Origin of the sequence: Streptomyces sp. BJ20 (assembly GCF_022869105.1) — a bacterium.
GTDB classification, from domain to species: Bacteria; Actinomycetota; Actinomycetes; order Streptomycetales; family Streptomycetaceae; genus Streptomyces; species Streptomyces griseoincarnatus.
Window position 1 is genome coordinate 2,230,247 of the sequence record NZ_CP094918.1, and the last position, 13,649, is coordinate 2,243,895.

Annotated in this window: 16 protein-coding genes; 8 read left to right on the forward strand and 8 right to left on the reverse strand. The window is 71.7% G+C overall.

All coding sequences use genetic code 11. The annotated features are described in order from the left end of the window. The first annotated feature begins 9 nt into the window (after nucleotides 1-9). The gene (gene gcl / locus MTR79_RS10170) at nucleotides 10-1,794 is read left to right on the forward strand and encodes a glyoxylate carboligase (RefSeq protein WP_244789798.1); all 1,785 of its coding nucleotides are present in this window, start codon (nucleotides 10-12) and stop codon (nucleotides 1,792-1,794) included. 59 nt (nucleotides 1,795-1,853) lie between these two features. Here gcl and MTR79_RS10175 read toward each other — a convergent pair whose 3' ends face one another. The 5 genes from MTR79_RS10175 to MTR79_RS10195 form a co-directional block, all read right to left on the reverse strand. Continuing rightward, the gene (locus MTR79_RS10175; RefSeq protein ID WP_244789799.1) at nucleotides 1,854-2,114 is read right to left on the reverse strand and encodes a hypothetical protein; all 261 of its coding nucleotides are present in this window, start codon (nucleotides 2,112-2,114) and stop codon (nucleotides 1,854-1,856) included. Between the two features lie 89 nt (nucleotides 2,115-2,203). Continuing rightward, nucleotides 2,204-2,908 carry a TIGR04222 domain-containing membrane protein gene (locus MTR79_RS10180; protein ID WP_244789800.1) on the reverse strand — a complete coding sequence of 235 codons (705 nt, stop codon included), beginning with the start codon at nucleotides 2,906-2,908 and terminating at the stop codon, nucleotides 2,204-2,206. A 165-nt stretch (nucleotides 2,909-3,073) separates the two neighbouring features. Continuing rightward, on the reverse strand, nucleotides 3,074-3,310 hold the full coding sequence (locus MTR79_RS10185) for a hypothetical protein (RefSeq protein WP_189363478.1): 237 nt from the start codon (nucleotides 3,308-3,310) through the stop codon (nucleotides 3,074-3,076). Nucleotides 3,311-3,626: 316 nt separating this feature from the next. Further along, nucleotides 3,627-4,517 (reverse strand): 2-hydroxy-3-oxopropionate reductase, encoded by an 891-nt coding sequence (locus MTR79_RS10190; RefSeq protein WP_086703933.1) that lies wholly within the window; start codon nucleotides 4,515-4,517, stop codon nucleotides 3,627-3,629. A 56-nt stretch (nucleotides 4,518-4,573) separates the two neighbouring features. Next, a complete protein-coding gene (locus MTR79_RS10195; protein ID WP_244789801.1) occupies nucleotides 4,574-5,404 on the reverse strand; it encodes a TIM barrel protein in 831 nt (276 codons plus the stop codon). A 113-nt stretch (nucleotides 5,405-5,517) separates the two neighbouring features. Between MTR79_RS10195 and MTR79_RS10200 the strand changes: the two genes are divergently transcribed. The 7 genes from MTR79_RS10200 to MTR79_RS10230 all read left to right on the forward strand — a co-directional run bounded on the left by MTR79_RS10200 (nucleotide 5,518) and on the right by MTR79_RS10230 (nucleotide 11,249). Beyond that, complete coding sequence (locus MTR79_RS10200) at nucleotides 5,518-5,769, forward strand: hypothetical protein (RefSeq protein WP_128127925.1); 252 nt, start codon at nucleotides 5,518-5,520, stop codon at nucleotides 5,767-5,769. Beyond that, nucleotides 5,766-6,134 carry a helix-turn-helix domain-containing protein gene (locus tag MTR79_RS10205; protein ID WP_189363480.1) on the forward strand — a complete coding sequence of 123 codons (369 nt, stop codon included), beginning with the start codon at nucleotides 5,766-5,768 and terminating at the stop codon, nucleotides 6,132-6,134. The genes MTR79_RS10200 and MTR79_RS10205 overlap by 4 nt, the downstream gene beginning before the upstream one ends. Nucleotides 6,135-6,290: 156 nt before the next feature. Further along, nucleotides 6,291-6,800 (forward strand): 2-oxo-4-hydroxy-4-carboxy-5-ureidoimidazoline decarboxylase, encoded by a 510-nt coding sequence (gene uraD, locus MTR79_RS10210; RefSeq protein WP_244789802.1) that lies wholly within the window; start codon nucleotides 6,291-6,293, stop codon nucleotides 6,798-6,800. A 6-nt stretch (nucleotides 6,801-6,806) separates the two neighbouring features. Next, nucleotides 6,807-7,199 (forward strand): hydroxyisourate hydrolase, encoded by a 393-nt coding sequence (gene uraH / locus MTR79_RS10215; protein ID WP_244789803.1) that lies wholly within the window; start codon nucleotides 6,807-6,809, stop codon nucleotides 7,197-7,199. 5 nt (nucleotides 7,200-7,204) lie between these two features. Continuing rightward, on the forward strand, nucleotides 7,205-8,110 hold the full coding sequence (pucL, locus tag MTR79_RS10220; protein ID WP_086703940.1) for a factor-independent urate hydroxylase: 906 nt from the start codon (nucleotides 7,205-7,207) through the stop codon (nucleotides 8,108-8,110). Between the two features lie 117 nt (nucleotides 8,111-8,227). Continuing rightward, on the forward strand, nucleotides 8,228-9,607 hold the full coding sequence (locus tag MTR79_RS10225; protein WP_244789804.1) for an 8-oxoguanine deaminase: 1,380 nt from the start codon (nucleotides 8,228-8,230) through the stop codon (nucleotides 9,605-9,607). A gap of 250 nt (nucleotides 9,608-9,857) precedes the next feature. After that, nucleotides 9,858-11,249, forward strand: coding sequence for a nucleobase:cation symporter-2 family protein (locus MTR79_RS10230; protein ID WP_086703982.1), 1,392 nt, complete (start codon nucleotides 9,858-9,860; stop codon nucleotides 11,247-11,249). A 16-nt stretch (nucleotides 11,250-11,265) separates the two neighbouring features. Here the strand turns inward: MTR79_RS10230 and MTR79_RS10235 are convergent, their stop codons facing one another. From MTR79_RS10235 to MTR79_RS10245, 3 genes are all read right to left on the reverse strand, one after another. Next, on the reverse strand, nucleotides 11,266-11,916 hold the full coding sequence (locus MTR79_RS10235) for a peptidoglycan recognition family protein (RefSeq protein WP_086703984.1): 651 nt from the start codon (nucleotides 11,914-11,916) through the stop codon (nucleotides 11,266-11,268). Between the two features lie 106 nt (nucleotides 11,917-12,022). After that, nucleotides 12,023-12,907 carry a lysozyme gene (locus tag MTR79_RS10240; protein WP_048455440.1) on the reverse strand — a complete coding sequence of 295 codons (885 nt, stop codon included), beginning with the start codon at nucleotides 12,905-12,907 and terminating at the stop codon, nucleotides 12,023-12,025. 290 nt (nucleotides 12,908-13,197) lie between these two features. Next, entirely contained in the window at nucleotides 13,198-13,620 is a 423-nt protein-coding gene (locus MTR79_RS10245; RefSeq protein ID WP_048455439.1) for an acyl-CoA thioesterase, read from the reverse strand. Between the last annotated feature and the right edge of the window lie 29 nt (nucleotides 13,621-13,649).

A 13,649-nucleotide genomic window follows, 5' to 3' on the forward strand; every position in this document is an offset into this window, starting at 1 on the left:
GAGTACTCCATGGCTCGAATGACGGCTGCCCGCGCGGCGGTCGAGATCCTCAAGCGTGAGGGCGTCGACGTCGCGTTCGGTGTCCCCGGCGCGGCGATCAACCCGTTCTACGCGGCGCTCAAGGCGTCCGGCGGTATCAGCCACACCCTCGCCCGCCATGTCGAGGGCGCCTCCCACATGGCCGAGGGCTACACCCGCACCCACCCCGGCAACATCGGTGTGTGCGTGGGCACGTCCGGTCCGGCCGGCACCGACATGATCACCGGTCTGTACTCGGCGTCCGGCGATTCCATCCCGATCCTCTGCATCACCGGGCAGGCGCCGACCGCGGTGATCCACAAGGAGGACTTCCAGGCCGTCGACATCGCGTCCATCGCCCGGCCGGTCACCAAGATGGCGGTGACCGTGCTGGAGGCGGCGCAGGTGCCCGGTGTCTTCCAGCAGGCGTTCCACCTGATGCGCTCCGGCCGCCCAGGGCCCGTGCTGATCGACCTGCCGATCGACGTGCAGCTGACGGAGATCGAGTTCGACCCCGACACGTACCAGCCGCTCCCCGTCTACAAGCCCGCCGCGACCCGCGCGCAGATCGAGAAGGCGCTCGGCATGCTGAACGCCGCCGAGCGGCCGCTGATCGTCGCGGGCGGCGGAGTCGTCAACGCCGACGCGGCGGACCTGCTCGTCCGCTTCGCGGAGCTGACCGGCACGCCCGTCGTGCCGACGCTGATGGGCTGGGGCGTCATCCCCGACGACCACGAACTCAACGCCGGCATGGTCGGGTTGCAGACCTCGCACCGCTACGGCAACGCGACGTTCCTGGAGTCCGACTTCGTCCTCGGCATCGGCAACCGCTGGGCCAACCGCCACACCGGACGCCTCGACGTCTACACCGCCGGCCGCACCTTCGTGCACGTCGACGTCGAACCCACCCAGATCGGCCGCATCTTCGCCCCCGACTACGGCATCGCCTCCGACGCCCGCGCCGCGCTGCGACTGTTCGTCGAGATCGCCGAGGAGACGCGGGCAGCGGGCCGGCTGCCCGACCGCTCCGCGTGGGCGGCCGCCGCACAGGAAAGGCGCGCCACGCTGCAGCGCCGTACGCACTTCGACGACGTGCCGATCAAGCCGCAGCGGGTCTACGAGGAGATGAACAAGGCGTTCGGACCCGAGACGCGGTACGTCACCACCATCGGCCTCTCCCAGATCGCCGGCGCGCAGATGCTGCACGTCTACCGGCCGCGCCACTGGATCAACTGCGGCCAGGCGGGCCCCCTCGGCTGGACCGTCCCGGCGGCGCTGGGCGTGGCCAAGGCCGACCCGCAGGCGCAGGTCGTCGCCCTGTCCGGCGACTACGACTTCCAGTTCATGATCGAGGAACTGGCCGTCGGCGCGCAGCACCGCATCCCGTACGTCCACGTCCTCGTCAACAACGCCTACCTGGGCCTGATCCGCCAGGCCCAGCGCGCCTTCGACATCGACTTCCAGGTCAACCTGGAGTTCGAGAACATCAACACGCCCGAACTGGGCGCCTACGGCGTCGACCACGTCAAGGTCGCGGAAGGTCTGGGCTGCAAGGCGATCCGTGTCACCGACCCCGGAGAACTGGGCGCGGCCTTCGAGCAGGCGAAGAAACTCGCGGCGGAACACCGCGTCCCGGTGATCGTGGAGGCGATCCTGGAACGCGTCACGAACATCGCGATGTCGACGACGAACGACATCAGCGACGTGGTCGAGTTCGAGCCCGTGGCGACGGAGCCGGGCCACGCACCGACGGCGGTCAGGCCCCTGAAGGTCTGACCACAGCGTTGGCGGGGGCGGGGTGGCAGGGGGCACCCCGCCCCCGCCGCCCCGCCGCGTCAGCTCACCGCCGCGCCGGGCGCCAGGATCAGGCCGGAGGCCGCGCAGAAGTCTTCGAGGGCGATGGCCCCGCGGCCCGTGCCGTCGTCCCACTCGGCCAGGACTGCCGAGAGCCCCTCGTTCCAGGATTCCGGTGTGTCGACGTCGGGGCCGGGGTGGCGCTCGACGCAGCCTTCGCCGTGCCGGTACCGCAGGTACAGGTACTGGCCCTCCGCCGCCCAGGCGTCCCACTGGGACGGGTGGGCGGAACACGTCCGCACGACGCGCACCAGCGTCAGCCCTCGACTTGCCCCATCCGGCGATGATCGCCCCGCGAACGGACCTTGGGCAACCGGGTATGGGTCCGGGCTCAGTTCCCACCTCCGCCCCCACAACCTCCTCCGCCCCCGCAGCCACCGCCACTCCCACCCCCGCAGAACCCGCCGCCGCAGTAGTGGGGGCCCGTGTAGCCACCGTCGGAGCCGCCGGAGGCGGAGATGAAGCGGCGCAGGGCGCGTTTGCGGCGGAGGCGGCCGCGTTCCGCGAGGCCTGCGCGGAGGGCGAAGCGGGGGACGACGACGCGGAGGGCCGCCTGGCCGTGCAGGGCGACGGCCAGGAGTTTCTCCTCGTCGGAGAGGCCGGCCGGGCTCTCCGGGACGGGACACGCGGTGCGCAGGACGTGCAGGCGACGGCGTGCCGCCCGCGTCGTACCCAACGCCGGCGGACTCACCATGCCCGCCTCCTCCGGCCCGGTCCTCAGCGTGTCCACCGCCCACCGGACGTCCGGGTCGCGCAGCAACTCCCGTACGTGGCACGGCTCGTGCAGCCTGCGGTACACGGCGCTCTCGAGGTACGGCACCCTCAGCCTCATCGGGACGTCGTTCTCGGGCGTCGGCAGCGGCGGCAGCGCGCGCCCCGCCTCGGTATCGACCGCCACCACCGTGTTCGAAGCGCCGGGTTGGACGGCGCCGCGCAGGTGCAGGGCGACGACGGCCACGATGACGGCGGCGCGCGGCCCCCCGGCCAGCAGGGCGAGCTCGTGCGGCGTCTCCGGGACGCGCGCGGTGTCGGCCATGACAGGACACCCCCTCGGACACGGGGCCCGCCGCCCCCGTGCCGGCGGGCCCCGTGTGCGGGGATGGTTCCGCGCGCGGGGCCCGCCGAAGCCTCATAAGGCGGTGTTCAGAGGTTCATTTGAGGGTGTCGTAGCCGCCCTACGGACGTTGCCGTAGGGGCCGCGCTATGACTCGTGGTGCTCGTGCAGTCCCGGCCAGTCGTCCGGGCCGCCGCCCTGCCACTCGATGAAGTCGGCGTCCTCGACGTCGGTGACGTACAGGTCGGCCAGGCGCAGGATCTCGCCCACGTCGTCGGTGTGCGTGGCGACGCCCAGCGTCGCGTCGTCGGAGGTGACCCGCCGGGAGCCGTCCAGGGCGGGCGCGTGGACCACGATGTGCGGATGCTCCGTCGGATGTGCCATGCCCCCAGGCTGCTGCGCTCCGGGCGGATCCGCACGCCGGGAGGCCGGTGGGTCCGGGGCCGCGGCGGCGGCGACGGCCGCGGGGCGTCTCCCCTCAGGTCGTAGGAGACGGGCCGCGGCGTTGACCACCGCACTGGCTCGCGCCGCCGCGGCGCCCTCGCCCCGCCCGCACCGCCGCCGTGCCGTACGGCCACCCCTCATCCGGGCCGTACGGCGTCGCGGTGCGGGCCGTGGGTCCGGGCGGCGCCGCCGCCTTGGGCGCGACGGGACTGATGTCGGCGCCGGCGCCGCCCGGGGTCTCAGGGATGCGGCAGGATCAGACCTGCGCGCCGGACAGCCGCTCGACGGCCCGCAGCAGCGCGGAGTGGTCGAGCCCGCCGTCGCCCTGGGCGCGCAGGCCGGCCACCAGCTGGGCGACCACGGCGCCGACGGGCAGCACGGCGCCCACGGTGCGGGCGGCGTCGGTGACGATGCCCATGTCCTTGTGGTGCAGGTCGATGCGGAAGCCCGGCCGGAAGTCCCGGTTCAGGAAGTTGTCCTTCTTGCGGGCCAGCACGGTCGAGCCGGCCAGCCCGCCGCCCAGGACGTCCAGCGCGGCCGCGAGGTCGACGCCGGACTTCTCCAGGAAGACCACGGCCTCCGCGCAGGCCTGGATGTTCACGGCGACGATCAGCTGGTTGGCGGCCTTCACCGTCTGCCCGGAGCCGTGCGGACCGCACCGCACGATCGTCTTCCCCAGCGCCTCGAACAGCGGCTTCGCCTCGTCGAAGTCGGCCTGGTCGCCGCCCACCATGATGGACAGCACCGCCTCGATCGCCCCGGCCTCACCGCCGGACACGGGCGCGTCGAGCACCCGGATGCCCTTGTCCTTCGCGGCGGCGGCCAGGTCGACGGAGGTCTGCGGGGTGATCGAGGACATGTCGATCAGCAGGGCGCCGCGCCGGGCGTTCTCCAGGATGCCGTCGGGACCGTACGCGACGGCCTCGACCTGCGGGGAGGCGGGGACCATCGTGACGATCACGTCGGCGTCCCGCACCGCCTCGGCGACGGAGGCGGCCGCGGTGCCGCCCGCGGCGGCCAGCCGGTCCAGCTTGTCCCGCTCCAGGGTGTGGCCGGTGACGTCGTAGCCCGCCTTGACCAGGTTCTCGGACATGGGGGAGCCCATGATGCCGAGACCGATCCAGGCGACCTTGGGAAGGGTGCTCATGAGGGTGCCTCTCGGTACGACTCGGTACGTGCAGATACGTCTCGGGAAGAAATGGGTCAGCGCGCCTCGCGCGGCAGCCAGTCGAAGGACTCCGCGCTCGGGCGGTCGCCCGGCTTGTACTCCAGACCGACCCGGCCGTCGTACCCGGCCTTCCGCAGCCGGTCCAGCAGGTCCTCCAGCGGGAGCGACCCGGTGCCGGGCGCGCCGCGTCCGGGGCTGTCGGCGATCTGCGCATGCCCGGTCCGGTCCGCGAAGCGGTCGATGACCGCCGTCAGGTCCTCGCCGTTCATGGCCAGGTGGTACAGGTCCATCAGGAAGCGCGAGTTGTCCAGTCCCGTGGCCGCGTTGACCCGGTCGACGACACCGATGGCGGCCGGCGCCGACACCAGCGGGTAGTGCGGCGACTCGGGCCGGTTCAGCGCCTCGACCAGCAGGACGGCGCCGATCCGGTGGGCCTCCCGCGCGGCGAGGACGAGGTTCTCCAGCGCGAGCGCGTCCTGCTCGGCCGGGTCCACGCCGTCGACCCGGTTGCCGTACAGCGCGTTCAGGGCGCGGCAGCCGAGCGACTCGGCGAAACCGGCCGCGACCTCGACGTTCGCCCGGAACCGGTCCGACTCCTCACCCGGCACGGACAGGGCGCCCCGGTCGGGGCCCGGCAGCCGCCCGGCGTAGAAGTTCAGGCCGGTGAGCCGTACTCCCGCGTCCTCGATCGCCGTGCGCAGCGCGTCCAGGTCGGACCGCGGCGGCACGGGTGAGTCGACCCACGGCCACCACAGCTCGACCGCGCCGAAACCGGCCTCGGCGGCGGCCGCCGGGCGCTCCAGGAGCGGGAGCTCGGTGAAGAGGATCGACAGGTTGACGGTGAAGCGCTGGTCTGCGAATCCCATCGGGCCGCGCTCCCTTCGCAATCGTGTTTTCCGTATGACGGAATAAGCTTTCTGCTTATTGGAAGATTGCCCGCACCGGTGAACGGCTGTCAAGAGGTCGGTAGGTTGGCCCCGTGCGATTGCGAGTGGAGTTCACGACCGAGCCCTTCGATCTCGACGAGGCGCCCGAGCACGCCGTCGTGGCGCGCGAGGTCATCGAGACGGCCGACCTGGACGAGGTGGACGTCGGGCCGTTCGGCAACACGGCCGAAGGTGGCGCCGACGCGGTGCTGGCCGCCGTGGACGCCCTGCTGCGCCGCACCCTGACCGCCGGCGCCACCCGCGTCTCCCTCCAGATCAACGTGGTCGAGGAGGGCGACCGGTGAGCGGGACCGGTCACGGCGCCTTCATCGCGGCCGTCAAGCCGCTGGTCGACGCGATGGGCGGGGAGATGATCCCGCCGGACGAGGCCGGCCCCGACGACGTGGTGCTTTCATGGGAGGGGGCCGCCGCCGTCGCCGTACGGCTGCCGCAGCTGGCGGACTCCCTCGACCACATCCTGGCCGCGCTGGAGCGTCGCAGGGGTGTGCCGCTGGCGGAGCTGGACCGCAAGGCGAAGCAGGAGATCGTGCGCAGCCTGGAGGCGCGCGGGGCGTTCGCCGTGCGACACGGGGTGGAGACGGTGGCGAGCGCGCTGGGCGTCAGCCGCTTCACCGTCTACAACTACCTCAACCGCGAGAAGGGCGCCTGAGCCGAGGCGCGGCGACCCTCACGCCGCCCGGTCCGGGCGCCTCACCTGAACGTCACACGGATTTTTCAACAAACTGTTGACGCCTGCCGCGTGACGGCGTTCACTGTCGGCACGCCCGTTCGCAGCACACGGCCGTTCGCGGCCACGGAGGCTCCCGTGACGTCGACAGCAACGCCCCCGGGCCTGGCCCGGTTCAACGCCCTGGAGGAGCAGGCGGCGTACACCGCGCTCCGGGAGGTCTGCGCCTCCACCGCCTGGACCCGGCGGCTGCTCGCCGCCCGCCCTTACGCGGACCCCGACGCGCTGTACGCCAAGAGCGACGCCGCGACGGCGGCGCTCACCGAGGCCGACCTGGCCGAGGCGATGGCCGGGCACCCGCCGATCGGCCGCCCCGAGCCGGGGGACCCCACCTCGGCGCGGGAACAGCGCGGCATGGCCGGGGCCACGGACGAACTCCGCGCCGAGATGCTCGAACTGAACCTCGCCTACCAGGAGAAGTTCGGCCACGTGTTCCTGATCTGCGCGACCGGCCGCACCGCCGAGGAGATGCGGGACGCCGTCCGCGACCGCCTCGGCAACCCGCCGGAGGAGGAACGCGAGATCGTCCGCACCGAACTGGGGAAGATCAACCTCATCCGGCTGACCCGACTCGTCGAAGAGGACTGACGCCGCATGAGCACCGACACCACCGCCTCCGTGTCCACGCACATCCTGGACACCAGCGAGGGCCGCCCCGCCGAGGGCGTCACCGTACGCCTCTCGGCCCGCCCCGGCCGGCAGGCCGCCTGGCAGGAGCTCGGCAGGTCCGCGACCGACGCGGACGGGCGGTGCAAGGACCTGCCGGCCCTGCCGGAGGGAACCACCCACGTACGGCTCGACTTCGAGGTGGAGCCGTACTTCGAGAAGAAGAAGGCCGAGGCTCAGCAGGACGCCCCCGCGCATCGGGACAGCGGTGCCGTGTTCTTCCCCGAGGTGGCGATCACCTTCGCCGTCACGGCCGGCGAGCACTACCACGTACCGCTGCTGCTCAACCCGTTCGGCTACTCCGTTTACCGAGGGAGCTAGCACCCATGCCCACGATCCTGGGACAGAACCAGTACGGCAAGGCAGAGAACCGAGTCGTCAAGATCACGCGGGACGGCGCCACCCACCACATCAAGGACCTCAACGTCTCCGTCGCCCTCTCGGGCGACATGGACGACGTCCACTACAACGGCTCCAACGCCAACGTCCTGCCGACCGACACCACCAAGAACACGGTGTACGCGTTCGCCAAGGAACACGGCATCGAGTCGGCCGAGCAGTTCGGCGTCCACCTCGCCCGCCACTTCGTCACCTCGCAGGAGCCCATCCACCGGGCGCGCATCCGCATCGAGGAGTACGCCTGGGAGCGCATCGAGGCCTCCGGCGAGGCCAGGCACTCCTTCGTCCGCAAGGGCCAGGAGACCCGCCTCACCCAGGTCACCTACGACGGCGCGCACTGGGAGGTCGTCTCCGGCCTGAAGGACCTCACCGTCATGAACTCCACCGACTCGGAGTTCTGGGGCTACGTCAAGGACCGCTACACCACGCTCAAGGAGGCCTACGACCGCATCCTCGCCACCTCGGTCTCCGCCCGCTGGCGGTTCAACTGGACCGACGACGCGCAGGAGATGCCCGACTGGGACGCCTCGTACGCCCGGGTCAAGCAGCACATGCTGCGGGCCTTCGCCGAGACGTACTCCCTCTCGCTCCAGCAGACGCTGTACCAGATGGGCTCCCGCGTCATCGAGGAGTGCGCCGAGGTCGACGAGATCCGCTTCTCCCTCCCCAACAGCCACCACTTCCTGGTCGACCTGGAGCCGTTCGGCCTGAAGAACGACACCCCCGACGGAGCGGTGTACTTCGCCTCCGACCGCCCCTACGGCCTGATCGAGGCCACGGTCCTCAGGGACGGCTGCGAGGCGCGGATACCGGTGGACCTCACCAACCTCTGACCACACCCCCACATCGGCACCCGTGGCCGGGTACCCGCGCCCGCACCCGCCCGGCCACGGCACTCAAAACCCCAGGGTCCTGCCGTGCCCTCTCCCCGTACGCGAAAAGGACGCACCATGGCAGCAGACCGGCGCACCGTCATCGAGAACTGTGCGATCGCCACCGTCGACGCGAACGACACCGAGCACGCCGGCGGACACCTCGTCCTCGCCGGCGACCGCATCGAGTCGCTCGGCCCCGGCCCGGCCCCCGAGGGCCTGGAGAACGTCGCCCGCCGGATCGACGCCACCGGCCACCTGGCGACCCCCGGCCTGGTCAACACCCACCACCACTTCTACCAGTGGCTCACCCGGGGCCTGGCCACCGACCACAACCTCTTCGACTGGCTCGTCGCCCTCTATCCGACCTGGGCGCGCATCGACGAGGCGATGGTCCACGCGGCGGCCCAGGGGTCCCTCGCGATGATGGCCCGCGGCGGCGTCACCACCGCCATGGACCACCACTACGTCTTCCCGCGCGGCTCCGGCGACCTGTCCGGCGCGATCACCACCGCCGCCCGCGACATGGGCGTCCGCTTCACCCTCGCCCGGGGCTCCATGGACCGCGGCGAGTCCGACGGTGGACTGCCTCCGGACTTCGCGGTGGAGACCCTCGGCGACGCGCTCGCCGCCACCGAGGAGACGGTACGCCGCCACCACGACACCGCGCCCGGCGCGATGACCCAGGTCGCCGTCGCCCCCTGTTCCCCGTTCTCCGTCTCCACCGAACTGATGCGTCAGGGCGCCGAACTGGCCCGCCGCCTCGGTGTACGGCTGCACACCCACGGCTCGGAGACCGTGGAGGAGGAGAAGTTCTGCCACGAGCTGTTCGGCATGGGCCCGACCGACTACTTCGCGTCCACGGGCTGGCTCGGCGACGACGTGTGGATGGCGCACTGCGTCCACATGAACGACTCCGACATCGCCGCGTTCGCCCGCACCGGCACCGGCGTCGCCCACTGCCCGTCCTCCAACGCCCGCCTCGCCGCAGGCATCGCCCGCGTCCCCGACATGCTCGCGGCCGGCGTCCCCGTCGGCCTCGGTGTGGACGGCACCGCCTCCAACGAGTCCGGCGAACTCCACACCGAACTGCGCAACGCCCTGCTGATCAACCGCCTCGGCGCCCACCGCGAGAAGGCCCTCACGGCACGCCAGGCCCTCCGTCTCGGCACCCACGGCGGGGCGCGCGTGCTGGGCCGGGCGGACGAGATCGGCTCCCTGGAGCCGGGCAAGCTCGCCGACCTGGTGCTCTGGCGCATGGACACCCTCGCCCACGCCTCCATCGCCGACCCGGTCACCGCCCTGGTGTTCGGCGCCGCCGCCCCGGTCACCGCGTCCTTCGTGAACGGCCGTCAGATCGTCGAGAACGGCCGGCTGCTCACCGCCGACGAGGACGCCGTCGCCCGCACCACCCGCGCCGAGGCGCGGCGGCTCGCCCGCATCGCCGGGCAGGCCTGACCCCGTACGTCTCCGGGCCGGGAGGGACGGCTCCCGGCCCGGAGACCGCGGACCCCCGTGAGGGATCCGCGGAGGCCGTCTCCGGGGCGCGTCCAGGCGCGCCCCGGGAACGGCGCGCACCCCCGCTCCACCGGACGTCACCGTCCCTCCCCACGCTCGGCCGCACTCGAGCGGGAGGTACCCCACGCCCGCCCGCACCTCCCTGACAACCACGCCGGCCCGGCGTGCAACCGACCGGAGGAACACCGCAGTGGCCGACCACCCCGTAGACGAGAAGCTCCCCGCGCCGAAGATGGCGACGACCGGCCTGCAGCACGTGGCCGCCATGTACGCGGGCGTCGTCGCCCCGCCCCTGATCGTCGGCGCGGCCGTCGGTCTCACCCCCGCCGAACTGACCTTCCTCACCGGCGCCTGCCTGTTCACGGCGGGCCTCGCCACGTTCCTGCAGACCGTCGGCGTCTGGAAGATCGGCGCCCGGCTGCCGTTCGTCAACGGCGTCACCTTCGCCGGCGTCGCCCCCATGACCGCGATCGTCGCCTCCACCGACGACAAGAAGGACGCGCTGCCGATCATCTTCGGCGCGGTCATCGTCGCCGGACTGCTCGGCTTCCTCGCCGCGCCCTTCTTCAGCAAGGCGGTCCGCTTCTTCCCGCCCGTGGTCACCGGCACCGTGATCACCCTGATAGGCGTCTCCCTGCTGCCCGTCGCCTTCGGCTGGGCGCAGGGGGCGAGCCCCGACGCGGACGACTACGGCTCGGCCGTCAACCTGGGCCTCGCCGCGATCACCCTCCTCGTCGTGCTGCTGCTGCGCCGCTTCACCCGCGGCTTCGTCAAGCAGATCGCCGTCCTGCTCGGCATGGTCGCCGGCACCCTGATCGCCATTCCGTTCGGTGTCACCGACTTCTCCCCGGTCGCCGACGCGGACCTCGTCGGCTTCCCCACGCCGTTCCACTTCGGCGCCCCGCAGTTCCAGCTCGCCGCGATCATCTCGCTGTGCGTGGTGATGGTCGTGTCGATGACCGAGTCGACCGCCGACATGCTGGCCCTCGGCGAGATCGTCGAGCGCCCCGCGGACGAGAGGACCATCGCGGCCGGGCTGCGCGCCGACACGCTGGGGTCGGCGCTCGCCCCGCTGTTCAACGGCTTCATGTGCAGCGCGTTCGCGCAGAACATCGGCCTCGTCGCGATGACGCGGATCCGCAGCCGGTTCGTCGTCGCCACCGGCGGCGGCTTCCTCGTCCTCATGGGCCTGTGTCCGGTCGCCGCCTCGCTCATCGCCGTCGTGCCGCGCCCGGTGCTCGGCGGAGCCGGGGTGGTCCTCTTCGGCTCGGTCGCCGCCAGCGGCATCCAGACCCTCGCCAAGGCGGGCCTGGACAAGGACAACAACGTCCTCGTCGTCGCCGTGTCCCTCGCCGTCGGCGTCATCCCGATCAGCGCGCCCGAGTTCTACCACGCGTTCCCGGAGACGGCCCGCATCGTCCTGGACTCCGGCATCTCCACGGGCTGCGTCGTCGCGGTGCTGCTCAACCTCGTCTTCAACCATCTGGGCCGGGGCGGCCGTGAGGCCGCCGACGTCACCCACCCGATGGAGACGGGCGAGGACCTCGCCGCCACCACGGGGAAGGCGCCGGCAGCCTCCTGACGGCCCGGCGGCCCGGTCAGGACCGGGCCGCCGCCACCTCCGCGCGCAGCTCCGGCAGCATGTCGTGGTAGACGCCCGGGCACTCGGTCGTGCCGTAGTCCTTGTGTCCGAAGATCTGCGTGGACGCGATCCCGTACTGGTCGCAGGCGTACGCGCACAGGGTCACCAGGACCTCCCACTGCGCCTGCGGCGGCTGCGCGCCCGCGTGGTACTGGCCCTCGCAGGCGATGCCGATGGCCTGGGTGTTCTGCCCGGAGGTGTGGGCGCCGAGCACGAAGGCCCGCCCGCCGGTGAGCGCCGGGAGGCTGCCGGTGCGGCCCTCGGTGATCCAGCCGCCGCGGCTCACCAGGAAGTTGTAGCCGGTGTCCACCCACCCGTTGTCGTCCATGTGCAGGTCCTGCACCCAGTGGGCGTGGGCGTGCGCCCGGGCGCGGGAGTAGTCGGTGGAGTTGGCGGACACGGTGTGGTGGACCACGATCCGGCTGGGCCGGTACTGCAGGACGCTGACGGTCCCCTGCGGGGACCGGGCGCCCCAGACCTTCGTGCCGTCGATGTCCGGCTGCACGGCGGCGCCGCGCGCGTGCGCGACACCGGACAGGGCGCCGGCGGCGAGACCGGCCGCGCCGGCGAGCAGGAGACGGCGCCGGAAGAGGTTGCTGGGATGCACGATCACTCCTCGGGAGAGGGGGTGTGGGGGGAAAGCGGAGAGGGGCCGGCGTCCGTGGACGTCCGGCCCCTCCGCGTGGCCGCGTGCGTACGGGCCTGTCAGTCCGTCACGTGTTGTTGGCGAGGGCCAGGAGCCGGTCGCGGGAGCCGTTGAACTTGTTGCGGTCGACGTTGCCCGAGACGCCGGAGACCGACCCGGTCGAGGTGTACTGCCACACCGTCCAGGTGGGGAAGCCGGCGGGGATCGTGGGCGACGAGGCGGAGGTCCAGTGCGCCACCCACAGCGGGCTCTTGGACGACATGCCGGTCCAGCTGCCGGTGCAGGTGTTCCACCAGCTCGCCGTCGTGTAGATGACGACGTCCCGGCCGGTGCGGGACTTGTAGGTGGTGTAGAAGTCGTTGATCCACGTGCGCATCTGCGTGGTGGACAGGCCGTAGCACATCGCCCCGTACGGGTTGTGCTCGATGTCGAGCACGCCGGGTAGCGTGAGGTTGTCGCGCGACCAGGCGCCGCCGTTGCCGGCGAAGTAGGCAGCCTGGGTGGCGCCGCTGGAGGCGTTGGGGAGCGCGAAGTGGTACGCGCCGCGGATCACGCCCGCGTTGTACGCGGCGACGTAGTTGCTGTTGAAGCGGTCGTCCTTGTAGGTCGTGCCCTCGGTCGCCTTGATCCAGGCGAACTGGACGCCGGCGTTGCGCACGGAGGTCCAGTTGATGCTGCCCTGCCAGTGCGACACGTCGATGCCCTGCACACCGTCGGTGGGGGCCAGCAGCCCGCGCGACGGTTCCTCGGCGGCGGGGTTGCCCTCGTGGATGCGGGCGCCGACGCCCATGTAGGCCTGGCCGGGCTTGATGGTGAGGGGCTGCGGGTCGGGCTGCGGTGCGGCGTTCGCACCGACGGCGGACGTGGCCGTGAGCGCCAGCGCGGCCCCGAGGACGCCGAGCGCGGTGGCCGTGCGTCTGCCGAGGCGGGAGACGTGGGGGAGTACCTGCATGAGGACTTGCCTCCTGACACATGTGGGGATGAGAAGGAGGTGACGTCGGCCGCTGCCACCTGGGCAGTTCCGTGCTTGTTTGACGTGCGCGCGTCATTAGTTACGCACGTAGATTCACAGCGTGTAAAGAGTCTCCTTGCTCCTCTGGTGGTCTGGTCCACTGTAGGAGTGGATGGCCAGGAAACTTGGGAGCCGAACGGAGGAAACTTTCATCGGATGAAAGCAGGAAACCGGGCTCCGGTGTCCCGGAACCCGGTCGGAAGCCCGCCCTCTGACGACGCGGCAGAGCCTTACAGCCCGAACAGGGCGGTGTCCTTCGTCAGCTCGCGGAACACGTCCTGCGGGCTCGGCACCAGCTTGCGCTTCTCCAGGTCGAGCAGCCCGCCCACGGCGCTGACCTCCGCCGCGACCGTGCCGTCCGTCTTCGTGATGATCTGCTCGATGGTGAAGGTCTTGCCCCCGCCCCAGACGAAGACGCAGCTCACGTCCACCTCGTCACCGGCGAGAAGCTCCCGCCTGTACCGGATCGTGGTCTCCAGCGCGACCGGGCCCACCCCGTGCGCCTGAAGACGCGCCTGGGTGATCCCGGCCTCCTGGAGCAGCGACCAGCGCGCGTGCTCCGCGTAGTTCAGATAGACCGCCTGGTTCAGATGGCCCTGCACGTCGGTCTCGTATCCGCGCACGGTCACGCGGACGGAATACGGCTTGCTCACTGCGTCCCCTTCACGCCGGTTCGGTTCGT